Origin of the sequence: Pseudooceanicola atlanticus, from assembly GCF_000768315.1 — a bacterium.
GTDB lineage: Bacteria > Pseudomonadota > Alphaproteobacteria > Rhodobacterales > Rhodobacteraceae > Pseudooceanicola > Pseudooceanicola atlanticus.
In genome coordinates, this window is the sequence record NZ_AQQX01000001.1 from 153851 (window position 1) to 175952 (window position 22102).

31 protein-coding genes are annotated in these 22102 nt (G+C 65.1%); 21 read left to right on the forward strand and 10 right to left on the reverse strand.

Annotation, left to right across the window (positions count from 1 at the left end):
* Window positions 1-3: 3 nt before the first annotated feature.
* A complete protein-coding gene (locus ATO9_RS00710; protein WP_043745382.1) occupies window positions 4-1182 on the reverse strand; it encodes a MalY/PatB family protein in 1179 nt (392 codons plus the stop codon).
* A 143-nt stretch (window positions 1183-1325) separates the two neighbouring features.
* Here ATO9_RS00710 and def (ATO9_RS00715) point away from each other — a divergent pair, with 143 nt between their 5' ends.
* The 6 genes from def (ATO9_RS00715) (at window position 1326) to ATO9_RS00740 (ending at window position 4317) form a co-directional block, all read left to right on the forward strand.
* Window positions 1326-1844, forward strand: a complete 519-nt coding sequence (def, locus tag ATO9_RS00715) for a peptide deformylase (protein ID WP_043743746.1) — start codon at window positions 1326-1328, stop codon at window positions 1842-1844.
* 3 nt (window positions 1845-1847) lie between these two features.
* Entirely contained in the window at window positions 1848-2345 is a 498-nt protein-coding gene (def, locus tag ATO9_RS00720; RefSeq protein WP_043743748.1) for a peptide deformylase, read from the forward strand.
* A complete protein-coding gene (def, locus tag ATO9_RS00725) occupies window positions 2342-2836 on the forward strand; it encodes a peptide deformylase (RefSeq protein WP_043743750.1) in 495 nt (164 codons plus the stop codon). Before def (ATO9_RS00720) ends, def (ATO9_RS00725) begins: the two co-directional genes overlap by 4 nt.
* Before the next feature lie 65 nt (window positions 2837-2901).
* Entirely contained in the window at window positions 2902-3807 is a 906-nt protein-coding gene (gene fmt / locus ATO9_RS00730; RefSeq protein ID WP_043743752.1) for a methionyl-tRNA formyltransferase, read from the forward strand.
* Between the two features lie 9 nt (window positions 3808-3816).
* Complete coding sequence (locus ATO9_RS00735) at window positions 3817-4056, forward strand: hypothetical protein (RefSeq protein WP_043743755.1); 240 nt, start codon at window positions 3817-3819, stop codon at window positions 4054-4056.
* A 24-nt stretch (window positions 4057-4080) separates the two neighbouring features.
* On the forward strand, window positions 4081-4317 hold the full coding sequence (locus ATO9_RS00740; RefSeq protein WP_043743758.1) for a GlsB/YeaQ/YmgE family stress response membrane protein: 237 nt from the start codon (window positions 4081-4083) through the stop codon (window positions 4315-4317).
* A 156-nt stretch (window positions 4318-4473) separates the two neighbouring features.
* Here ATO9_RS00740 and rnhA read toward each other — a convergent pair whose 3' ends face one another.
* From rnhA to ATO9_RS00765, 5 genes are all read right to left on the reverse strand, one after another.
* Complete coding sequence (gene rnhA, locus ATO9_RS00745; protein WP_043743760.1) at window positions 4474-4923, reverse strand: ribonuclease HI; 450 nt, start codon at window positions 4921-4923, stop codon at window positions 4474-4476.
* Entirely contained in the window at window positions 4920-5525 is a 606-nt protein-coding gene (locus ATO9_RS00750) for a class I SAM-dependent DNA methyltransferase (RefSeq protein ID WP_043743762.1), read from the reverse strand. Before ATO9_RS00750 ends, rnhA begins: the two co-directional genes overlap by 4 nt.
* Window positions 5522-5989: a DUF3429 domain-containing protein gene (locus tag ATO9_RS00755; RefSeq protein ID WP_043743765.1), complete on the reverse strand. Its 468-nt coding sequence runs from the start codon at window positions 5987-5989 to the stop codon at window positions 5522-5524. The genes ATO9_RS00750 and ATO9_RS00755 overlap by 4 nt, the downstream gene beginning before the upstream one ends.
* Before the next feature lie 8 nt (window positions 5990-5997).
* A complete protein-coding gene (ispH, locus tag ATO9_RS00760; protein ID WP_043743768.1) occupies window positions 5998-6948 on the reverse strand; it encodes a 4-hydroxy-3-methylbut-2-enyl diphosphate reductase in 951 nt (316 codons plus the stop codon).
* Window positions 6949-7027: 79 nt separating this feature from the next.
* On the reverse strand, window positions 7028-7627 hold the full coding sequence (locus ATO9_RS00765; protein ID WP_043743769.1) for a TetR/AcrR family transcriptional regulator: 600 nt from the start codon (window positions 7625-7627) through the stop codon (window positions 7028-7030).
* 84 nt (window positions 7628-7711) lie between these two features.
* Here ATO9_RS00765 and ATO9_RS00770 point away from each other — a divergent pair, with 84 nt between their 5' ends.
* The gene (locus ATO9_RS00770; protein WP_238318644.1) at window positions 7712-8242 is read left to right on the forward strand and encodes an anthrone oxygenase family protein; all 531 of its coding nucleotides are present in this window, start codon (window positions 7712-7714) and stop codon (window positions 8240-8242) included.
* Between the two features lie 90 nt (window positions 8243-8332).
* On the opposite strand, the gene ATO9_RS00775 is transcribed toward ATO9_RS00770, so the two are convergent.
* A complete protein-coding gene (locus tag ATO9_RS00775) occupies window positions 8333-8911 on the reverse strand; it encodes a LabA-like NYN domain-containing protein (protein ID WP_043743770.1) in 579 nt (192 codons plus the stop codon).
* Between the two features lie 136 nt (window positions 8912-9047).
* On the opposite strand from ATO9_RS00775, the gene folK reads away from it, so the two are divergent.
* The 12 genes from folK (at window position 9048) to era (ending at window position 19552) form a co-directional block, all read left to right on the forward strand.
* Window positions 9048-9626 carry a 2-amino-4-hydroxy-6-hydroxymethyldihydropteridine diphosphokinase gene (gene folK, locus ATO9_RS00780; protein WP_043743773.1) on the forward strand — a complete coding sequence of 193 codons (579 nt, stop codon included), beginning with the start codon at window positions 9048-9050 and terminating at the stop codon, window positions 9624-9626.
* 52 nt (window positions 9627-9678) lie between these two features.
* Window positions 9679-10038, forward strand: a complete 360-nt coding sequence (gene rpoZ, locus ATO9_RS00785; protein ID WP_043743776.1) for a DNA-directed RNA polymerase subunit omega — start codon at window positions 9679-9681, stop codon at window positions 10036-10038.
* 31 nt (window positions 10039-10069) lie between these two features.
* On the forward strand, window positions 10070-12247 hold the full coding sequence (locus tag ATO9_RS00790) for a RelA/SpoT family protein (RefSeq protein WP_043745388.1): 2178 nt from the start codon (window positions 10070-10072) through the stop codon (window positions 12245-12247).
* Entirely contained in the window at window positions 12225-12893 is a 669-nt protein-coding gene (locus ATO9_RS00795) for a DUF2062 domain-containing protein (RefSeq protein WP_043743779.1), read from the forward strand. Before ATO9_RS00790 ends, ATO9_RS00795 begins: the two co-directional genes overlap by 23 nt.
* Window positions 12894-12904: 11 nt before the next feature.
* A complete protein-coding gene (locus ATO9_RS00800) occupies window positions 12905-13651 on the forward strand; it encodes a pyridoxine 5'-phosphate synthase (protein WP_043743782.1) in 747 nt (248 codons plus the stop codon).
* A gap of 1 nt (window position 13652) precedes the next feature.
* A complete protein-coding gene (locus ATO9_RS00805; protein WP_156127730.1) occupies window positions 13653-14492 on the forward strand; it encodes an MreC domain-containing protein in 840 nt (279 codons plus the stop codon).
* 270 nt (window positions 14493-14762) lie between these two features.
* Window positions 14763-15173: a holo-ACP synthase gene (acpS, locus tag ATO9_RS00810; protein WP_043743789.1), complete on the forward strand. Its 411-nt coding sequence runs from the start codon at window positions 14763-14765 to the stop codon at window positions 15171-15173.
* A 111-nt stretch (window positions 15174-15284) separates the two neighbouring features.
* The gene (gene lepB / locus ATO9_RS00815) at window positions 15285-16127 is read left to right on the forward strand and encodes a signal peptidase I (RefSeq protein ID WP_043743792.1); all 843 of its coding nucleotides are present in this window, start codon (window positions 15285-15287) and stop codon (window positions 16125-16127) included.
* 3 nt (window positions 16128-16130) lie between these two features.
* A complete protein-coding gene (gene lepB, locus ATO9_RS23305) occupies window positions 16131-17105 on the forward strand; it encodes a signal peptidase I (protein WP_052418014.1) in 975 nt (324 codons plus the stop codon).
* A complete protein-coding gene (gene rnc, locus ATO9_RS00825) occupies window positions 17102-17782 on the forward strand; it encodes a ribonuclease III (RefSeq protein ID WP_043743795.1) in 681 nt (226 codons plus the stop codon). Before lepB (ATO9_RS23305) ends, rnc begins: the two co-directional genes overlap by 4 nt.
* A 4-nt stretch (window positions 17783-17786) precedes the next feature.
* Window positions 17787-18587 (forward strand): endonuclease/exonuclease/phosphatase family protein, encoded by an 801-nt coding sequence (locus ATO9_RS00830; RefSeq protein ID WP_043743798.1) that lies wholly within the window; start codon window positions 17787-17789, stop codon window positions 18585-18587.
* A 62-nt stretch (window positions 18588-18649) separates the two neighbouring features.
* Window positions 18650-19552, forward strand: coding sequence for a GTPase Era (gene era / locus ATO9_RS00835; protein ID WP_043743801.1), 903 nt, complete (start codon window positions 18650-18652; stop codon window positions 19550-19552).
* On the opposite strand, the gene ATO9_RS00840 is transcribed toward era, so the two are convergent.
* Window positions 19549-19719: a hypothetical protein gene (locus ATO9_RS00840; RefSeq protein ID WP_156127731.1), complete on the reverse strand. Its 171-nt coding sequence runs from the start codon at window positions 19717-19719 to the stop codon at window positions 19549-19551. The genes era and ATO9_RS00840 overlap by 4 nt on opposite strands.
* Window positions 19720-19815: 96 nt before the next feature.
* On the opposite strand from ATO9_RS00840, the gene ATO9_RS00845 reads away from it, so the two are divergent.
* The gene (locus ATO9_RS00845; protein ID WP_043743806.1) at window positions 19816-20145 is read left to right on the forward strand and encodes a DUF1491 family protein; all 330 of its coding nucleotides are present in this window, start codon (window positions 19816-19818) and stop codon (window positions 20143-20145) included.
* Here the strand turns inward: ATO9_RS00845 and ATO9_RS00850 are convergent.
* Window positions 20142-20765, reverse strand: a complete 624-nt coding sequence (locus ATO9_RS00850; protein WP_238318645.1) for a Pr6Pr family membrane protein — start codon at window positions 20763-20765, stop codon at window positions 20142-20144. The genes ATO9_RS00845 and ATO9_RS00850 overlap by 4 nt on opposite strands.
* A 54-nt stretch (window positions 20766-20819) precedes the next feature.
* On the opposite strand from ATO9_RS00850, the gene recO reads away from it, so the two are divergent.
* The gene (gene recO / locus ATO9_RS00855) at window positions 20820-21545 is read left to right on the forward strand and encodes a DNA repair protein RecO (protein WP_043743808.1); all 726 of its coding nucleotides are present in this window, start codon (window positions 20820-20822) and stop codon (window positions 21543-21545) included.
* On the opposite strand, the gene ATO9_RS00860 is transcribed toward recO, so the two are convergent.
* Window positions 21542-22069, reverse strand: a complete 528-nt coding sequence (locus tag ATO9_RS00860; RefSeq protein WP_043743811.1) for a TetR/AcrR family transcriptional regulator — start codon at window positions 22067-22069, stop codon at window positions 21542-21544. The genes recO and ATO9_RS00860 overlap by 4 nt on opposite strands.
* Window positions 22070-22102: the final 33 nt, after the last annotated feature.

Sequence of the window (22102 nt, forward strand, 5' to 3'; positions counted from 1 at the left end):
GACCTATTGCAGGTCGGCGAAGGCCTTCTGCATCCGGTCCACCGCCTCGGTCACGCGGGAGCGTGGCGTGGCGAGGTTGAAGCGCTGATACGCATCACCGCCCAGTCCGAAGACGGAGCCGTGGTTCACCGCGATCTTGGCATCCTTCAGGATGCGCCGCTCGACCTCTGTCGCGGCCATGCCGGTATCGGTGAAATCGACCCAGGCCAGGTAGGTGCCTTCGAGCGGCATGGAGGTGACGCCGGGGATCGCGTTGATGCCTTCGTCGAAGACCCGGCAATTGCCGGCGATGTAGTCCATCAGTGCATCGACCCAGTCGGCACCTTCGGGGGAATAGGCGGCGGGGACCATGTGCTTGGCAAAGGCGTTGGGCGAAATGCCGAGCGCGCCCATCCGCGCCTCGAACAGGCGGCGCAGGTCGGGGTCGGAGATGATGACGTTGCCGGTATGCATGCCCGCCAGGTTGAACGTCTTGGTGGAGGCGGTCATCATCACCAGCCGGTCCGCTGCGCCGTCGATCAGGGCCATGGGGATGTGTTTCTGTCCCGGCAGGATCAGGTCGTGGTGAATTTCGTCCGAGACGATGATCAGGTCGTGACGCTGGGCGAAGGCCAGCATCTGTTCCAGTTCCGTCCGGGTCCAGACGCGGCCGCCGGGGTTGTGCGGGGAGCAGAGCAGCAGGATCTTCTCTTTCCCGGTCATCATCCCGTCATAGGCGTCGAAATCGAGCTCGTACCGCGCGCCGTTGCGGACCATCGGAAGTTCCGTGACCTTGCGGCCGCCGCCGTGGATGACGCGGAAGAAGGCGTGGTAGATCGGCGTGAACATCACCACCGCATCGCCCGGGTCTGAGAAGGCGTCGATGCAGAGCCCGGCGCCGTTGACCAGCCCGTGGGTGGAGAAGATGTGACCGGGATCGACCTCCCACCCGTGGCGGGTGCGCATCCACCAGGTGATCGAGTCGAGATAGGCATCATCATCGCCGAAATAACCGAAGACGCCGTGATCGACATAGTCGCGCACGGCCTGGGTCACGGAATGGGGCGGGCGGAAATCCATGTCGGCCACCCACATGGGCAGGCCGTCATCGGGGGAGACGCCGGAGAACGCCTCCATCTTGTCCCACTTGGCGGAATGGGTGCCGCGGCGTTCAATGATCTCGTCAAAATCGGGTCGGGTCATGGTCGTCTTCTTCATCTGTGCGCCCTTACAGCTAACGCGTCCGGCAGCGGGTGCAAGACACCCCGCCGCGCAAGCGGGTATGCATTTCGAGAGAGTAAGCGGGGGGAATTGCGCGGCGGCGCGGCATCGCTTACATCAAGCGCATGAAACGCCCCATTCTCATCCACCCCGATCCGCGCCTGAAGAAGGTGGTCGATCCCGTCGAGGATCTGACCGATGCCCTGCGCCAGACTGCGGATGACATGCTGGAAACCATGTATGACGCCCCCGGCATCGGCCTGGCCGGGCCGCAGATCGGCCTGATGAACCGGCTGATCGTGCTGGATTGCGTGAAGGAAGAGAATGAAACGCCCCGTCCGCTGATCATGTTCAATCCCAAGGTAATAGCGGCCTCGGATGAACGCAGCGTATATGAGGAAGGCTGCCTGTCGATCCCCGAGCAATATGCCGAGGTCGAGCGCCCCGCCGAGGTCACGGTGACCTGGATGGACCGCGACGGGAACCCGAAGGAAGAGACCTTTGACGGGCTGTGGTCGACCTGCGTGCAGCACGAGATCGACCACCTGGATGGCAAGCTGTTCATCGACTACCTGAGCCCGATGAAACGCCAGATGATCACCCGCAAGATGCAGAAGCTTAAACGCGAACGGGCGAGGGCCTGAGCCATGGCGGTCCTGCCGATCCTGCAATGGCCCGACCCGCGGCTGACCCGGATTTGTGACCCTGTGCCCGAGGGCCAGGATGTCCGCGCGCTGGTTCAGGACATGTTCGACACGATGTATGCCGCGCCGGGCCGTGGGCTGGCGGGGCCGCAGGTGGGTATCCTGCAGCGCATCTTCGTGATGGATGTCACCTGGAAGGACGGCCCGGCCGATCCCGTCGCCTGCATCAATCCCGAGATCCTGTCCTCGTCCGAAAAGCAGGCCACCCATGAGGAGGCCTGCCTGTCCATTCCCGGCGTTGCGGCCTCGGTCCAGCGGCCGGCGCGGGTGCGGATGCGCTGGTTCGATGCCGACTGGGTCGCGCAGGAGGCCGAGCTGACGGGCTTTGCCGCGGTTTGTGCCCAGCACGAATACGACCACCTCGATGGCAAGGTGATCTTCGACCGGGTGCCGATGGCGGCGCGCGGCGCATTGGAAGCCGATTACGAGGCGCTGCGGTGAGCGTCCGCCCGATCCTGCGCTGGCCCGACAAGCGCCTGAAGACTCCGGCCATCGACGTCGATGTCATAACCGACGATATCCGCGCCATCTGGACCGACATGGTCGACACGATGGAGGCGATGCCGGGCGTGGGCCTGGCCGCCGTGCAGATCGGCGTGATGCAGCGACTGGCGGTCGTCGATGCCTCCAACGAGCGGGGCAAGGCCGTGCTGATGGCCAACCCGGAGGTGCTTCATGCCAGTATCGAACCGCGCGATCACGAGGAGGCCTCGCCCTGCCTGCCCGGTGTCTCGGCCAAGGTTACGCGGCCCCGCGCGGTGACGGTGCGGTTCCTGAATGCCGAGGGCGAGGTCGAGGAACGGGATTTCGTCGGGTTGTGGGCGACCAGCGTGCAGCACCAGATCGACCACCTCGCGGGACGGATGTATTTCGACCGGCTGAGCAAGATGAAGCGCGACATGCTGCTGCGGAAGGCCCGCAAGGCGGTGTGAGGGGCGCTGTCCCCCGCGCCGCAATCTGCTAAGGACACGGGCAAAGGCCAAGGCAGGAGATCATCATGCGCGTCGTATTCATGGGAACCCCGGATTTCTCTGTCCCGGTGCTTGAGGCGCTGGTGGCGGCCGGTCACGAGATCGCCTGCGTCTATTGCCAGCCGCCCCGGCCCGCCGGGCGCGGCAAGAAGGACCGCCCCACCCCGGTCCATGCCAGGGCCGAGCAACTGGGCCTGGAGGTCCGCCATCCGGTCAGCCTGAAAGGCGAGGCGACGCAGGCGGAATTTGCCGCGCTGAACGCCGAGATCGCGGTGGTCGTAGCCTATGGGCTGATCCTGCCGCAGGCCGTTCTGGACGCGCCGGAGCGCGGCTGCCTGAACATCCATGCCAGCCTGCTGCCGCGCTGGCGCGGCGCGGCCCCGATTCATCGCGCCATCATGGCCGGCGATGCGGAAACCGGCATCTGCATCATGCAGATGGAGGCGGGGCTGGATACCGGGCCGGTGCTGCTGCGCGAGGCCACAGCCATCGGCGCGGAAGAGACCACCGCCCAATTGCATGACCGCCTGTCGCAGATGGGCGCGCGGCTGATCGTCGAGGCGCTGGAGCGGATCGACAGCCTGACCCCCGAGGTGCAGCCCGAAGAGGGGGTGACCTATGCCTCCAAGATCGACAAGGCGGAGGCGCGGATCGACTGGACCCGCCCGGCCGAAGAGGTCGACCGCCAGATCCGTGGCCTGTCGCCCTTTCCCGGCGCCTGGTGTGAGATCGACGGCAGCCGGGTCAAGCTGCTGGCCTCGCGCCTGGCCGAGGGCGCGGGCGCGCCCGGCACGGTTCTGGACGATGCCCTGGGCGTCGCCTGCGGCCAGGGCGCGGTCCGGCTTTTGCGGTTGCAACGCGCGGGCAAGGGGGCGCAGGATGCCGAGGACTTCCTGCGTGGCAACAAGGTGCCGGCGGGAACCCAGCTGTAAGGGGCGGACATGTTTCCACAATTGATCGGCACGGTGGTGATCGCGGGCATCGTCGGCTATGCGAGCGAGCGGTCTGGCTTTACCCGGAACGGCTACGTGCCCTCGATCATCATCTGCATCGGTGGCGCTTTCCTGTTCTATTTCGTCCGCATCATGTTCGGGATCCGGTTGTTTTCTCCGGGCATCGACGCAATCCTGTCATCGCTGGGTGCGTTGCTGATCGTGCCGACGCATTACCGCAGGAAATAGAGCTGTTTCACGGAAGGGCTGGCTATGGGTGTGATCTGGTTGCTGATCGTGGGGGCCGCGGCAGGATTCCTGGCGACGCGGATGATGAAGGTCGAGGCCTCGATCCCCGTGACCATCGCCATCGGCATGGGCGGGGCGCTGATCGGCGGGCTGGTCCTGCGCGCGGCGCTGGCCTTCATGGGGATGCTGGGCGGCCTGGTGGGCGCGGTGCTTGGGGCCGTACTTCTGATCTGGCTGTGGCAGAAATACGGACAGAAGTGACCGCATCGCCTGGAGGCTTGCGCGAGCTGAAAGCTGCGCCTCCGGCGGGAGTATTTCCGGCAAGATGAAGCAGGGGCGCGCGCCCGGCGGATCGGCGTGGTTACTTGAAGGGTGCCATGCTGGCGCAGTTATTTGAATTGTGCCATTCCGGCGCGTTTACTTGAACGGCGCCATGCCGGCGCGGGCCAGTTCGTCGGCGCGCTCGTTTTCCGGGTGGCCCGCATGGCCCTTGACCCATTGCCAGGTGACCTGGTGGCGGGCCTGCGCCGCGTCGAGTCGTTGCCACAGATCGGCATTCTTCACCGGCTTCTTAGCCGCGGTTTTCCAGCCATTGCGTTTCCAGCCGTGGATCCAGCCGGTCACGCCGTTCTTGACGTAGGCGCTGTCGGTGACGACCGTGATCGGGGTCGGGCGGCCGAGGGATTCAAGCGCGTTGATCGCCGCCAGAAGCTCCATCCGGTTGTTGGTGGTCTCAGCCTCTCCGCCCTTGAGGTCACGTTCCTTGAGCACCGTGTCGCCGTTCTTGGCCTGCAGCAGGACGCCCCAGCCCCCCGGTCCGGGATTGCCTGAACATGCGCCGTCGGTGAAGGCGAAGTAATCCGTCACGTGTCGTCCTTTCGTGTCGCGGTCATCAGCGCCCAGCCGAAGGGGCTGCTGTCGAGCCCCGTGCTTTTGCCGCGCCGGATGTCCTCATCCACGATGAAGCCGGCCTCTGCAAGGGCTGCGTGCATCTGGTCGACCTCCCACCAGGTGTAGAACCGGTCGAGGCTGTCGCGCCCTTCGCCGCTGCCGACCTTGAAGCCGACATGGATCACGCCGCCGGGCTTGAGCGCCGCGTGCAGGCGGGAGAGGTGGCCCGGGACGTCGCCACGGGGCGCATGAAGCAGGGTGAAATTGGCCCAGACACCATCATAGAGCGCCTGTCCGGTGATCTGGTCGAACCGGGCCTGCCGGGCGGGCAGGCCGCGCTGGCGGGCGAGCTCCACCATGCCGTCCGAGGCATCGACCGGATCGACCCGGCGGCCCGAGGCGGCGATATGCGCGGCGTGGTGGCCGGGCCCGCAGCCCAGGTCGAGCACGTATCCATTGGGCGGCAGCCGGGCGAGGAAGGCATCGAGCGCCTCGACCTCCCACCGGGCGGTGCCACGATCCCGGTAGCGTCGGGCGGCCGTGTCATAGACGGCGATGGTGCGGGCGTCGGCATTCATGCCGCAGTGGCGGCGAATGTCCCGCAATAGAGACAGATCAGCACCACGATGGTCAGCGTGGCGCGCAGCGGCTGCCACCAATCGGGGGTCAGCCCGGCCTTTATATAGAGCTGTTCGACGAGGGACAGCATTAGGAACCCGACCATGAAGCGGAGGAGCTGATCCTGCGGATCGCCGAGGGTGAAGAAGGCCCAGAGCGCGGGCACCACCGAGAGCACGTAGAAGGCGGGCCGAGTCGAGCGGGTCGCAAAGCCCCAGAGGATGCCGGACATGAAAGACAGGATCACCGTGGCGTAGGCGATCAGCAGCGCCGGTCCTTCGCCGAGGATCGAGAAAGGGTGCGGCGGTTCGGGAAAGCTCAGCCCGGCGGTCAGGCCCAGGCTGTTGGCCGCGCCCGCAAGGAAAGGCAGAAGGCCGGCCAGCCCCAGAGCCAGGGGCGCGCGGGGGATGCCGCCGAGACCCATGCCGACACTCATGCCGGGACGCGCAGCACGCGGGGCACCTTGAACTCCACGTTTTCCTGCGCCGTTTCCACGGTTTCCATCGTCACGTCGTAGCGGGCGCGGAGCGCGTCGATCACCTCGTTCACCAGGACCTCGGGGGCGGAGGCGCCGGCGGTGATGCCGATGGAGCGGATGCCCTCAAGCGCGCGCCAGTCGATATCGGTGGCGCGTTGCACCAGCTGGGCATAGGCGCAGCCATTGTTCGCCGCGACCTCGACCAGCCGGCGGGAATTGGAGGAATTCGGCGCGCCGACGACGAGCATCGCGTCGATCTTGCCGGCCATCGCCTTGACCGCCGCCTGCCGGTTGGTGGTGGCGTAGCAGATGTCTTCCTTGTGGGGGCCGATGATGGCGGGGAAGCGGGCCTGAAGCGCGGCGACGATCCCCTTGGTGTCATCGACCGACAGGGTGGTCTGGGTGACGAAGGCCAGCGCGTTCGGATCGCGGACATCCAGCGTGGCGACATCGGCTTCGGTTTCCACCAGCAGGACCTCGCCCTCGGGCAACTGGCCCATCGTGCCGATGGTTTCGGGGTGGCCGGCATGACCGATCATCACGATCTGGAGGCCGTTTTCGGCGTGGCGTTCGGCCTCGATATGCACCTTGGAGACCAGCGGGCAGGTGGCATCGACATAGATCATTTCGCGTTTCTCGGCGGCGGCGGGCACGGCCTTGGGCACGCCATGGGCCGAAAAGATCACCGGGCGGTCATCGGGGCATTCGTCCAGCTCCTCGACAAAGACGGCGCCCTGGTCGCGCAGGCTGTCGACGACGAACTTGTTGTGCACGATTTCATGCCGGACATAGACCGGGGCGCCCCATTTCTGCAGCGCCATTTCGACGATCTTGATCGCCCGGTCGACGCCCGCGCAGAAGCCGCGCGGCGCGGCGAGGTAGAGGGTAAGGGGGGGCTGGGTCATCCGGGGCTCCTTTGTCACCGCCTATGTAGCGGTTCCGGCAGGCGGCTTCAAAGGGGTCGAGGGGATTTGATCGCCGCGATCAGGGCTGCGCCGGGTGCAGGCGGGTCAGGTGATCGAGCGCGCGGGCGGCGCGGTGGTCGATCACGGCGGCGTCGGGCGCGGGCAGGGTGCCGATGACGCGGCGGATCTGGCTGTCGCCGATCAGCAGGTCGAAATAGAGCGCGGCCATGGTGGCGGGGTCGCCGGGGCCCAGCTGGCCCTGTGCCATGGCGCGGGTCATCACCGCCTCGATCCAGGGGGCGACGGTGCCGCGCCCGGCCTCGGCCAGGGCCTGGCCCAGCTGGCCGGTCGCATCGGCGGCGGCGGCACGGTTCAGGGCGACGGCGCGGTCGCCCAGCAGCATGGTCAGCAGGACCGGGCCGACCTGTGCCAGCGTGTCCAGGGGATCAGCGCCCTTGTGCCGGGCCAGCGCCGCGCCGACGGTTTCGGTGTTGCGCAGGATCAGCGCCCGGAACAGTCCGATCTTGTCGCCGTACCAGCGGTAGAGCGTTTCGTTCGACGCCTTGGCCGCACGGGCGACGGCCTGCATCGACAGGCCCTCGTACCCCTTTGCGTCAAGGATCAGGTAGGCGGCCTTTTCGATTTCGGCCGCGCGGGCGGCGCGTTTGTCGTCTTTCATCGGATCCTCCGGATTGACAGTAACCGTAATTACGGTTACGGAAATGACAAGGCGTAACTTGAATTACGGTTTTGGAGAAAAGACATGTATCACGACCAAGTCATGGTGACGCGGCGCGACGGGTTGGGGCTGGTCCTGCCGGTCGCGTTTGCAGGGCTCTTGCTGGCAGGGGGGATCTTTGGCTTCTTCTATGCCTGGATCTGTTCGACGATGTGGGGGTTGGACGCGGCCGACCCCCGTGTGGCCATCGCCGCGATGCAGGCGATGAACGCCAGTGTGCGCAACGCGGTCTTTGCCCCGGCCTTTTTCGGCACAGGGCCGGTGCTGCTGCTGGCGGGTGTGCTGGCGGCGCGGGCCGGCGCCGGGCGGGCCGGTTGGGCGATGGGGCTGGGCGGGGTGCTCTACCTGGTGGGCGGCATGGGGCTGACGATCATGGTCAACGTGCCGATGAACGAGGCGCTGGCGCTGGTCACCGTACCCGAAACGACGGAGGAGGCCGCGCGCATATGGGCCGCGTATTCCCCGCGTTGGCAGGTCTTCAACACGATCCGGACGATCGTTTCAGGCGTGGTGCTGATGCTGGCGGGATACGGGCTTTATTCCCTGAGGTCATGAAGACTGCCCCGGTGCTGAGGGAGGCATCGGGTGGAAGGGGCCGAAAGGAAGAAAGGCGCCGGATCATCCGGCGCCTTTCTGTTTTTTCGTTTAGTCGTCGTTGGCCATTGCACGTTGCCGGGGCGTTTCCTCGGCATTGTCGCGCGGCGGTCGTCCGATGACATCGCGCAGGTCTTCCAGTTCGATGAAGTTGTCCGCCTGGCGGCGAAGCTCATCAGCGATCATGGGAGGCTGGCTGCGGATGGTCGAGACGACAGACACACGGACGCCCTGACGCTGGAGGCTTTCGACCAGGGGCCGGAAGTCGCCATCGCCGGAGAACAGCACGATATGATCGACGCGGGGCGCGAGTTCCATCGCGTCCACGGTCAGTTCGATATCCATGTTGCCTTTGACTTTCCGACGGCCTTGGCTGTCGGTGTATTCCTTGGCCGGTTTCGTGACCATCGAGAACCCGTTGTAATGCAACCAGTCCACGAGCGGCCGGATCGGCGAATACTCGTCGTTCTCCAGCAGAGCAGTGTAGTAAAACGCACGTAACAACTTACCGCGACGCATAAACTCCTGGCGCAACAACTTGTAGTCGATATCGAAGCCCAGTGCCTTTGCAGCGGCGTAGAGATTCGATCCATCGATGAACAGCGCCAGCCGTTCGTCTTTGTAAAACATAAAGAACCCTTCCGAAGTGATCGCGTCCAATGAGTGAGAGTGAAATTGGCTTGGACGCAATGGGTACAGAGGATATGCGCAATCTGTGAGTGTATCAAGAATGCGAACCTGTTCTTAAGAATAGTGTGAAGGCTTTATGACCCAAAGTTACTTGGTTGCCATAGGTGGAAATCTTCCTACCAGGGGCAAAACCGTCGGCGGAAGTCTGCAATCAGCAGTTGTGGCCATCGCGGCGAAGCTGGGGCGAATCACCGCGCAATCGCCGCTTTTCCGCAACCCGGCATTTCCGCCGGGATCAGGCCCGGATTTCCTGAACGGCGCGCTGAAGGTCGAAAGCGATCTGTCGCCGGAGGAATTTCTGTCGGGATTACATGAAGTTGAGGCATCCCTTGGGCGCGAGCGTCATGAAAGGTGGGCGGCGCGTCCGATCGATCTGGACCTGATCGCCGCGGGGGAACTGGTCACGCCGGACACGGCCACCTGGCGGCATTGGTACGAGATGTCGCTGGACGAGCAGCGCGAGGCGGTCCCGGATCGGTTGATTCTGCCCCATCCAAGGTTGCAAGACCGGGCTTTCGTTCTTGTCCCGTTGATGGAAGTCGATCCTCTTTGGCGTCACCCTGTGCTAAATCGGACAATCGCTGAATTCTGCGCCGAATTGTCCGCGGAAGACCGCCAGTCCGTGGTTTTGCAGGAAGATCCGGGTTGTCAATAACCTATCAGAGTCGTAAGACACGACTTCACCCCCGACCAGACCGGAGTGCTCCATGGCCCGTGTGACCGTTGAAGATTGCGTTGACAAAGTACCGAACCGTTTCGAGCTCGTGATGCTGGCCGCCCACCGGGCGCGCGAGATCTCGGCTGGCGGTGCGATCACTGTCGACCGCGACAATGACAAGAACCCGGTCGTGTCCCTGCGCGAAATCGCCGAAGAGACTCAGTCCGCCGACGAGCTGCGCGAACGCCTGATCGAAGCCAACCAGTCCCAGATCGAGGTCGACGAACCCGAAGAGGACAGCATGGCGCTTCTGATGGGTGGCGGCGAAACCGCCGACAAGCCCGCCGAAGACGACATGAGCGAAGAGAAACTGCTTCGCGCATTGATGGAGGCGCAGGGCCAAGGCTGACCCTGACGGCGGAAAGGCGTGACAATTGGAGATCAAGCCTGCCGACGATCTTGTCACCCTTGTCCGCGCCTATAACCCAAGGTCGAACGAGGCGCTGATCCGCGACGCCTATGCCTTTGGCATGGAGATGCACGAGGGTCAGTTCCGCAAGTCCGGCGAACCCTATTTCACCCATCCGGTCGAGGTCGCCTCGATCCTGGCACAGCAGAACCTGGACGATGCCACCATCGTCACGGCCCTGCTGCATGACACGATCGAGGACACCAAGGCGTCCTACCAGATCGTGACCGAACGGTTCGGCAGCGAGATCGCCGAACTGGTCAACGGCGTCACCAAGCTGACCAACCTGCAGCTGTCCTCGACCGAGACCAAGCAGGCCGAGAATTTCCGCAAGCTCTTCATGGCGATGTCCCGCGACCTGCGGGTGCTGCTGGTGAAGCTCGCCGACCGTTTGCACAACATGCGCACGATCCGGTCGATGCGGCAGGAAAAGCAGGTCCAGAAGGCCCGCGAGACCATGGACATCTTCGCGCCGCTCGCCGGTCGCATGGGGATGCAGTGGATGCGGGAGGAGCTTGAGGACCTGGCCTTCAAGGTGCTCAACCCCGATGGGCGGCAGTCGATCATGCGCCGCTACCTGACCCTTCAGGCCGAGGCGGGCGACGTGATCGAGCGGATCACCGGTGACATGCGGCTTGAGCTGAAGAAGGCCGGGATCGAGGGCGAGGTGCTGGGCCGGGCCAAGCGCCCCTATTCGATCTGGCGCAAGATGCAGGAAAAGGACCAGGGGTTTTCCCGCCTGTCCGACATCTACGGTTTCCGCATCATCGTGGGCTCCGAGGACGATTGCTATCGCGTGCTGGGGGCGATCCATCGCCGCTGGCGGTCCGTGCCGGGGCGGTTCAAGGACTACATCAGCCAGCCGAAATCCAACGGGTATCGTTCGATCCACACCACCGTGTCGGGTCGTGACGGCAAGCGCGTCGAGGTGCAGATCCGCACCCGCCAGATGCACGAGGTCGCGGAATCCGGCGTTGCGGCGCACTGGTCCTATCGCGACGGCCAGCCGGCCGAGAACCCCTTTGCCGTCGATCCCGCCCGCTGGATCACCACCCTGTCGGAACAGTTCCAGGGCGAGGATGACCACGAGGATTTCCTCGAGGCCGTCAAGCTCGAGATGTATTCGGACAAGGTGTTCTGCTTCACGCCCAAGGGCGACGTGGTGAAGCTGCCCAAGGGGGCGACGCCGATCGACTTTGCCTATGCGATCCACACCCGGATCGGGTCGGCCTGTGTCGGGGCCAAGATCGACGGGATGCGGGTGCCGCTGTGGACGCGGGTGAAGAACGGCCAGTCGGTCGAAATCATCACCGCCGAGGGGCAGGAACCGCAGGCCACCTGGCTGGACATCGCCACCACCGGCAAGGCCAAGTCCGCCATCCGCCGCGCCCTGCGCGAGGTCGACCGCGAACGCTTTATCCGGCTGGGCCGGGAACTGGCGCGCTCTGCCTTCGACCATGTCGGCAAGAAGGCGACGGACAAGGCCCTGGACAAGGCCGCCGAGAAGATGCGCCTGGGGCATCGCGACGACCTGCTGGCGCGGCTGGGATCGGCCGAACTGGGCGCGACCGAGGTCGTGCAGGTCCTCTACCCGAAACTGGTGCCCGATGATGGCGAGGGAATCGGCCGCGACCGCGCCGTGATCGGCCTGCCACCGGACCAGGACGTGCAGCGCGCGGCCTGTTGTCAGCCGCTGCCGGGCGAACGGATCGTCGGCATCACCTGGCGGGGCCGCGGCGTCGTCGTGCATGCCATCGACTGTCCCGTTCTGGGCGAATACGAGGACCAGCCACAGCGCTGGCTGGACCTGCACTGGCACGGCGGCAAACATGCGCCTGTGAACACCGTTTCGCTTGAACTGACCATCGGCAACGATGCAGGGGTGCTGGGGCGAATTTGCACATTGATCGGCGAGCAGAAGGCCAATATCTCCGATCTCAAGTTCATCGATAAGAAACCTGATTTCTTCAGGATACTTGTCGATCTGGAATTGCGCGACGCGGAGCATCTGCACAACGTCACCTCTGCCCTGGAGGCGGAATCGGACGTGGCGGCCCTGTCGCGCTATCGCAACCCGTCGGCGGCGCGGTCCCAGGGACCGGCCCCGGCAGAGATGGGAGAGACCGTTGGTCTTCAAACGTCGGGATAGACGTCCTCTCTGGCAGATGGTTGCCGAATTCTTCTGGCCGCGTGGCGGCTGGACCCGCGCATTCCACTACGTCAAGCACCGGATGCGGCGGTTGCCCGACACGCCGGAAAAGATCGCCCGGGGCATTTTTGCCGGTGTCTTCGTGGTCTTCACGCCGTTCTACGGGATGCATTTCTTTGCTGCGGTCCTGCTGGCCTTCATCCTGCGCGGCAATTTCCTGGCCTCCCTGCTGGCCACCTTCGTGGGCAACCCGCTGACCTATGTGCCCATCGGCCTGATCTCGATCCAGACCGGGTATTTCCTGCTGGACCGGCCACTTGGGCGACACGGGGACGAGGAAAACTTCGCCCGGATCTTCTTTCATGCCGCGCGGGATCTGAAGGACAACGTGATCGCGCTCTTTACGGATGTGGATGCGGACTGGTCCGGGCTTGCCATTTTCTACCACGACATCTTTTATCCCTACATGATCGGCGGGATCATTCCCGGCCTCATCTCGGGGCTGGTGGCGTATTACGTCTCGGTTCCGCTGATCCGGGCCTACCAAGCGCGTCGGCGCGGGGCCCTGAAGAAGAAACTCGCCGCGATCCGGGCCAAGGCCGACGCGGCAAAGCGGGCCAAGGCGGAGCGCGGCTCGCAAAGCTGAAAGGTTAGGGGATGAGCGACGGCAAGCTGCGCCTCGGGGTGAATATCGACCATGTGGCCACGGTGCGGAATGCTCGTGGATCGGCCTATCCGGACCCGCTGCGCGCGGCGCGTATCGCCGAGGCCGCGGGCGCCGACGGCATCACCGCGCATCTGCGCGAGGATCGCCGCCATATCTCGGACGCGGATATCGAGGGGCTGATGGAGACGCTGACCCTGCCGCTGAACTTCGAAATGGCCGCGACGGATGAAATGCAGGCGATTGCCCTGCGTCACCGCCCGCATGCCGTCTGCATCGTCCCGGAAAAGCGCGAGGAGCGCACCACCGAGGGCGGGTTGGAAGTCGCCCGGGAAGAGAACAAGCTGGCGCATTTCATCGCTCCCCTGCGCGAAGCCGGCTGCCGTGTGTCGATCTTCATCGCCGCCGACCGTCCCCAGATCGAGGCCGCGCATCGCATTGGCGCCCAGGTGATCGAACTGCATACCGGCGCCTATTGCGATTTCCACGCCGAGGGCCGCTTCGACGAGCGCGACAAGGAGCTTGAGCGCCTGGGCGAGATGGCCGCCTTCGCCCATTCCCTGGGCCTTGAAGTCCATGCCGGTCACGGCCTGACCTACGACACGGTGCAGCCCGTCGCGGCCTTTCCCGAGGTGATGGAGCTGAATATCGGCCATTTCCTGATCGGCGAGGCGATCTTCCTGGGCCTCGACCCGGCCATCCGCGAGATGCGCCGCCTGATGGACGAGGCGCGGGGCTGACATGCAGCGTGCAGTCCGGATAGTGAAATTCACCCTGGACTGCGCAGTCTTCCCGGCGCGAGCTATCTGGTGGATATGCCGCAGGGCGTTGAAGCTGGTAATGCTTTTGGTGCTTTGCATCGGGGTGTCTATCGCGACGCTGACGTTCGATGCGGTAACGGATTTCGCGCAATCCGCCACAACAAAGGTCGCCTCGGTTTTGGCCCCCTCTGCAAGCAAGCCGAGATCGCGCCTGAGCAAAGCGATGTCTGAACGTGATGCCTACAGGCGTGAGGCCTCTGATCTCAAGGTTCGCACCAGCGCCATGGACGCCGAATTGCGCCAGCTTCGGACGGACAACGCCTCGCTTCGCTCCAGAAACCAATCCCTGACCAAGAGGGCCAGTACCAGCCGCGCCGAAACCCGAGCCCTGAAAGGAAAGGTTGGCGACCTCAGCCGTCGCATGGCCAGCCGCACGGCCAAGGTTACAGGGGCCAATATCGCATCAATGGGCGCCGAAAGCCTGCCCTTTATCGGCGTTGCAGTCGTGGTTGCCGCCACAACCTACGAGGTGAAGTCTGCGTGTGACACGATGCACGACCTCAGCGAACTGGAGCTGGCAGTTGATCCCATGGCCGAAATCGACCCCGACACTGTCTGCGGTATTTCCGTCCCCTCTCGCGATGAAGTGCTTGTCTTGGTCAAATCGTCGCCGGGCATGGCCTGGGACAAGGCCAAAGAGGTCTACTCCGGCTTGCCCTCCATGCCCTCCATGCCGTCGATGCCCGATTGGAACATCCGGGAAACCGTCGGGAATGGCTGGAACAACCTGGGCAAGATGTGGCCTTTCGACGAGGAATAGACCAATAGTCTGGCACGCTGACACCACCGCGCCTGCTGATGGACCCCTTTGCGCCATCTGGACAGGTTTCCCGACCCATCAGAGGTGCCCCATGTTCCGACCGCTTACCACCAGCCTATCCGCGCAGACGCCGCTTTCCACCCCGCCCGCCAGCGTCGGTCGAGGCTGGGAAGTGGGGGCGCAGGACCTTTTGGACTTTGCGGTGGCTGAATGTGGTTCTGAAACAGGCCAAGGCCGCAACCGACAGCCAGTTGCGGCCGGGGAGTTGACATGATCCTGGGCATCGGAACGGACCTGGCGAATATCGAACGGCTCCAGGGCACCTTGGACCGGTTTGGCGACCGGTTCCGCAATCGTGTTTTCACCGATATCGAACAGGCCAAGGCCGAACGCCGCGCCGATACCGCCGGCACCTATGCCAAGCGGTGGGCCGCGAAGGAGGCGTGTTCCAAGGCCCTTGGCACCGGGCTGCGCATGGGCATCGCCTGGAAGGACATGTCGGTGTCGAACCTGCGCACCGGCCAGCCCGTCATGGCCGTCACCGGCTGGGCTGCCGAACGACTGGCCGAGATGACGCCGCCGGGGCACGAGGCGATCATCCACGTCACCCTGACCGACGATCACCCCTGGGCGCAGGCCTTTGTTGTGATCGAGGCGCGGCCCGTGCGCGGGGACCGCTGAGCCGCGCCCTGCGCAACCACGCGCAGCGGGCGGGATGGGGTCACGCAACCTTGACACCTTAGCCGCCGCGCCTCATGTAGCCTCAGAGCGCAGGCGCAGGGGAACAGGCAAATGTCGGAAGAAAATCAGGGCTTCATGGGCGCTGTGTGGGAAACGATCAAGACGATCTTCTGGGCCCTCATCATCGCCGGGATATTCCGCACCCTGTTCTTCCAGCCGTTCTGGATCCCCTCATCTTCGATGAAGGACACGCTGCTGGTCGGCGACTTCCTGTTCGTGAACAAGATGGCCTACGGCTATTCCTACGCCTCCTGTCCGAACATCAAGATCGCCCGCTTCGGCGTGGATATCGACGCCAAGGACATCTGCGGGTTCCTCGATGGTGACAACAGCCGCGTCTGGGGCGGAGAGCCGGAACGTGGCGATGTCGTCGTCTTCCGCCACCCGGTCACCCACCAGGATTACATCAAGCGCCTGATCGGCCTGCCCGGCGACACCGTGCAGGTGACCGGCGGCGTCGTGCAGATCAACGGTGAGGCCGTGACCGTCGAGGATGGCGGCACCTTCGAAGAGATCAAGGAAGCGCAGGGGCCCGAGGGCCGCTACCCGCGCTGCTACAACGACCCGGTGGGCGAGGGCGGTGTTTGCGTCAAGGAACGCCTGATCGAAACCCTGCCCAATGGCGTGACCCATTCGACGCTGAACATCGCCGACGGGCAGGACCTGGACGATACCCCGGTCTTCACCGTGCCCGAGGGGCAGTATTTCTTCATGGGTGACAACCGCGACAATTCCACCGACAGCCGCGTGGCACAGACCTCCTTCGGGGTGGGCATGGTGCCTTACGAAAACCTGATCGGGCGTGCCGACCGGATCATGTTCTCGTCTGCCGGGCGGTCGATGCTGTTCTTCTGGACCTGGCGCGGGGATCGGTTCTTCAAGGGTATCGAGTGATCGATGCCGCGCGTCGCGGGGCTGATCCGAGACGGGCTTGACTGGTCCGGCCTGACGGGGCGCGGGGTCTTTGCCGGGGTTTCGGCTGCCACCTTCGCCGTTTTTCTGGGCGCCGTCGCGCTTCCCCCCTTCGCGCTGGCCGAAGCGCTGGCCTGGCTGCTGACCGCCCTGCTGACCGTGCCGTGGATGGGCCATGCCCGCCGCCGCTTGCGCGATATGGGCTGGACCGGCTGGCTGATGCTGTTGCTGATCCTGCCGGTGCTGAACATCGCCCTGCTGGGCGCGTTGTTGCTGATCAAGGGCAAGGCCGGGGCCATGCCGGGGCAGCCCCGGCGCTTTGGCCTGATCCTCGCATGCCTTGTCGCGTTGGTCCCGGCCTCTCGGATCGTGCTGCATCCGTTCGATATTCCCGCGGGCAGCATGAAGCCCACGCTGCTGCCCGGTGACTACCTGCTGACCGCAAGGTGGACCGGCGAGGCGGCGCGCGGCGACATAGCCGTCTTCACCCATCTGGTGACCGGACAGATCTACATCAAGCGGATCGCGGCCCTGCCCGGCGACAGCGTGCAGATGCGCGAGGGCCGTGTCGTCCTGAACGGGCAGGACGTGGCGCAGCAGGACGAAGGTAACTGGAGCGAACCGCTTGGCCCGTCGGGGCGCAATGCCAGCCTGCCGCGCTGTGCCAACCGCGACGCCGTGACCACCCGGCGCTGCGACAAGGCGCTGGCCGGCGAACAATTCCCGGGCGAGGCGCAGCCGCATCGCGTGCTGAACATCATGACCGGCCCGATGGATGACACCCCGGTTCTGGACGTGCCCAAGGGCCACCTGGTGATGCTGGGGGACAACCGGGATAATTCGCTCGACAGCAGGGTTTCGCCTTCGGCGGGTGGGCTGGGCTTTGTTCCGGTCAACACCCTGTTGGCACGGCCGATCGTGGTGCTACGTTGGGGCGACGGGATCAGGAGCGTCAGGTGAAACTTTCGACGGAATTGCAGGCTTTTGAGGACAGGATCGGGCATGACTTTGCCCGTCCGGAACTGCTGGTCCGGTCGGTCACACATTCCTCGGTCGCCTCGCCCACGCGGCAGGATAACCAGCGGCTGGAATTCCTGGGCGACCGCGTGCTGGGCCTGGTCCTGGCCGAGGCACTGCTGGCCCGCGATACCGGCGCCAGCGAAGGCCAGTTGGCCCCGCGGTTCAACGCGCTTGTCCGCAAGGAAACCTGCGCCGACGTCGCCCGCGAGATCGAGCTGGGCGAGGTTCTGAAACTGGGCCGTTCCGAACAGCTGTCGGGCGGGCGGCGCAAGCAGGCGCTGCTGGGCGACGCGATGGAGGCGGTGATCGCCGCCATCTACCTGGATGGGGGCTTCGACGCGGCCAAGCAGGTGATCCTGCGGCTGTGGTCCAAGCGGATCGATTCGGTCGACACCGATGCCCGCGACGCCAAGACATCGCTTCAGGAATGGGCGCAGGGCCGGGGCCTGGCGCCGCCGGCCTACGTGGAGATCGGGCGCGACGGTCCCGATCACGCCCCGCAATTCTGCATTGAGGCGCGGCTGGACAACGGTGAAAAGGCCGCGGCCAAGGCCGGGTCCAAGCGTGCCGCGGAACAGGCGGCGGCCAAGGCCCTGCTGGAACGGCTGGGGGCCTGAGACAATGAAAGTGGTAAGCCTGAACGCCTGGGGTGGGCGCCTGCACGAGGACATGATCGCCTGGCTGGCCGAGACCCGCCCCGACATCCTGTGCCTGCAGGAGGTCGTGCATACCCCCGACGCCCCCGCCGAATGGCTGAAATACCGCGATGACGGCATGGACCTGCTGCAACGTGCCGATGTGCTGGGCGATGTGAAGCGCGCTCTGCCCGGCCATTTCGCCCATTTCTGCCCCGCTGCGAAGGGCGAGCTGTGGCATGGCGATGTGCCGGTCCAGACGCTCTGGGGGCTGGCGACCTATATTCGCAAGGACCTGACGGTCGTGTCGCAGGCCCAGGGCTTTGTCCACGGCCAGTTCTCGCCCAACGGGTTCGGCGATCATCCCCGGTCGCGCACGGCCCACGCGGTGCGGGTCTATGATCCCGATGAAGGCATGCTGAGCGTCGCCCATATGCACGGGCTGCGCGACCCGATGGGCAAGATGGACACGCCCATGCGCCGCATCCAGGCGGGCAAGTTCGTGTCGATGATCCAGGGCGTCATCGCGCCGGGCGAAAAGCTGGCGGTGTGCGGGGATTTCAATATCCTGCCCGGATCCGAAACGCTTCGCCTGCTGGCGCCGGTCGCGCCTTACGAACTGGTCACGACCCGCGGCTTCGACGGCACCCGCACCTCGCATTACGGCAAGGCAGAGAAATTCGCCGATTACATGGCGGTGAACGGCCCGCTCAAGGATGCGGCCTTCGACGTCATCCGCGACCCGGAAATTTCCGACCATTGCCCCCTGGTGCTGGATACGGCATGAGGCACTGGTCCGCGGCCCCCCTGCCGCGCTAGACTGCGCCCGTTCCAGACAGAAAGCACGCCATGACCACCCGCGCCGGATTCGTCGCCCTGATCGGAGAGCCCAATGCGGGCAAATCCACCCTCACCAACCGGATGGTGGGGGCCAAGGTGTCCATCGTCACCCACAAGGTCCAGACCACCCGCGCCCGAATCCGCGGCGTCGCGCTGGAAGGAGAGGCCCAGATCGTCTTTGTCGACACGCCGGGGCTCTTCACGCCGAAACGGCGGCTGGACCGGGCCATGGTCGCGGCGGCCTGGGGCGGGGCGTCGGATGCCGATATCGTCGTCCTGCTGGTCGAGGCGCATCGCGGCATCACCGACGGGGTGGAGCGTATCCTGGACGGTATTGCCAACATGCCCCATGCCCGCATCGTGCTCGCCATCAACAAGATCGACCGGGTCGAGGCGCCGGTGCTGCTGGCCCTGACCGAAAAGCTGAACGAACGCCACGCCTTCGAGAAGACCTTCATGATCTCGGCAGAAAAGGGCCACGGCGTGAAGGACCTGAAGGAATGGCTGGCGGGCGAGATGCCCGAAGGCCCCTGGCTCTACCCCGAGGACCAGATCGCCGACCTGCCCATGCGCATGATCGCGGCCGAGATGACCCGTGAAAAGCTGACCCTGCGCCTGCACCAGGAACTGCCCTACCAGATGACGGTGGAAACCGAGAACTGGGAAGAGCGCAAGGATGGCTCTGCCCGGATCGACCAGGTGATCTATGTCGCCCGCGACGGTCATAAGGGCATCGTGCTGGGCAACAAGGGCGAAACCGTCAAGGCGATCGGCAAGGCCGCGCGGGAGGAGCTGGAAGAGTTCCTCGGCCGGCGCGTCCACCTGTTCCTGCAGGTCAAGGTACGCGAGAACTGGCTGGAAGAGGCCGAGCGCTATTCGGAAATGGGGCTCGACTTCCGGGACGGGAATTAGGGTTCCTTACGCAGCTTGCGGTAGGCCAGAATGTACCAGGCCACCCCGGCCAGGCCGAGGATGCCACCCACGGTGGTCTGAAGCGGATCGGGGACAAGAGCGACGCCGCCGTAGGTTTTCAACGCGATCAGCGCTGCGCCGATAAGGACAAGCAGTCGTGGTGCCATGGTAGCTTTCTGGTATTCGGTCATGGAAATCTTCCTCCTTGAAATCGCTTGGAAGGTATCCAGAAACCTCCGAAAGGCAAAAGGAAAAATTCAGTCATGCGCCTGACAGCCCGGATGTGGATCGACGCCTACCTGACCCGGCTGCGCCTGTCGGACATCCCGGCCTTTGTCGTGGCCCATGGCGATGACACCGGCGGCGCGGTTCTGGTCAAGCTGTCGACGCTGGACGGAAAGGCGGTTGCCTTCCAGCGCAGCTTTGACCTGGAAACCGGCGGGCGCAAATGGATGGCCCTGGCCGAAGGGCCCGAGGCTGAGGTCGACACCGCAATCACACGCCAGCGCGGCTATGATCCCGATCTGTGGGTGGTCGAGGTCGAGGACCGCGCCGGTCGTCACCTTCTGGATGAACCCGGCCTCGCCGATTAGCGGTTGCGCAGCAGCCGGGCCAGCGCGATCTGCAACAGCCCCGCCGCGAAGAACGCCCCGGCCAGGATCAGCGTCCACATCCCCACGCCCTGCCATCCGATCCGCGTGGGATCGGTGAAGAAATAGGGGTAGGTGCCGTCGATCTGTCCCCGCAGCAGCGCGTAGCAGACATAAAGCAACGGCCAGAGCAGCCAGAGCAGCGCGGCATTGATTCCCAGCCCCTCGCGCGGTCCGGCGGCCAGCCACCACAGCGCGACCAGCCCGGGCACGACGCTGTGCAGGCCGATATTGGCGTACCAGGACACCGCGGTGTCGTGGGTATCCGTCGCCGCCAGCAGCAGGTGATAGACGACCCCCGTAATGACGATCCACAGCGTCACGCCGCCCAGCCAGACAGGCGACCCCACCCGCCCGCGCAGGGCAAGCGCGGCATAGGTCCCGGCGACCATCAGGTTGGTCAGGATGGTGAAATAGCGCGCCAGCCGCCAAAGGGTTTCGCCGTGGCTGTACTCGGGATGATCCAGCCCGACCGCGACGAATTGCGCGGCCAGCGACACGGCCGCGGCAAGGGCGATCAGCGCCGCGACGGCGCGGGCAGGCGGGGACAGCATGTCATCCATGGCCAAAGCATTGCGCCAACTTGCCGAACCGCGCAAGGGGACCGATAAGAAGGCATGGAATGGCGCGATCAGGGTATCCTGCTGTCGGTGCGGCGGCATGGCGAAAGCGCGGCGATTGCCGAGGTCTTTACCCCCGGCCATGGCCGCCATGCCGGCGTCGTGCGCGGTGGCACCTCGCGCAAGCTGGCCCCGGTGCTGCAGCCCGGGGCGCAGCTGGACATCACCTGGAAAGCGCGGCTTCAGGAACATATGGGCGGCTTCGCCGTCGAACCGCTGCGATCCCGCTCGGCCCAGGTGATGGGCGACCGGATGGCGCTGGCGGGGCTGAACACCGTCACCGCGCTTCTGTGCTTTTCCCTGCCGGAGCGGGAACCGCATCCCGCGCTCTACCAGAGGACCGAGGCGCTTCTGGATCTTCTGGGGCAGTCGGAGATCTGGCCGCTCGCCTACCTGCATTGGGAGGTCGCGCTGCTGGAGGATCTGGGCTTCGGGCTCGACCTGACCTCCTGCGCGGTGACCGGCGCGACCGAGGGGCTGGCCTATGTCTCTCCGCGCACGGGGCGGGCGGTGACGCGGGCCGGCGCGGGGGATTACGCGGACCGGCTGCTGCCCCTGCCGCCCTGCCTGCTGCGCCAGGGCGACGCGCCGGATGCCGAGATCGCGCAGGGGTTCCGACTGACGGGCTACTTCCTGTCCGAACATCTGGCGCCCGATCTGGGCCGCAAACCGCTGCCCGAGGCGCGGCAGCGCTTTGTTGATCTGTTCGCGCGGCGGCTTTAGCGCAGGGCCAGGACCAGGTCGACAAGCGTGGTCAACGCGTCGTCATCCGCCAGGTCGTCCGAGAGCGACCCCATCCCTACCTTCGCGGCATAGAGTGCCTTTGCGATCTGCGGGTTGGTCACGCCCAACTGGCGCAACACCTGCTCGAGGTAGGCGATTCGCGCCGCATCGAGCGCCGCGATCGCCTCGGCCACACCGGGATCCGTGGTGGACCAGCTGCGCATGGCGGCCTCGGTGGCCGGGTCCCCGCCGAACCCGTCGCGCATCATTTCCTGCAATTGCGACACCGCCACGGATTTCTCGTCCGGGGCATCGGGCATCGCAGAACTCATGTCGCGCCAGAAATCCAGCAGAGCCTGCCGGTAGCGCGGCACATCGTCGAAATGCCAGTAGAAGGACCCCTTGGTCGTCTCCAGCGCCCGCGCAAGCGGTTCGGCCTTCAGGGCTTCGGGCCCCGAAGCCGCGAGGGCCTGGAGACCGGCATTCAGCCAGTCATCGGCGGTCAGGCGTTGTTTACGACTCATGAACCTACGTTAGCGGTTTTGCACGCCTCGCGG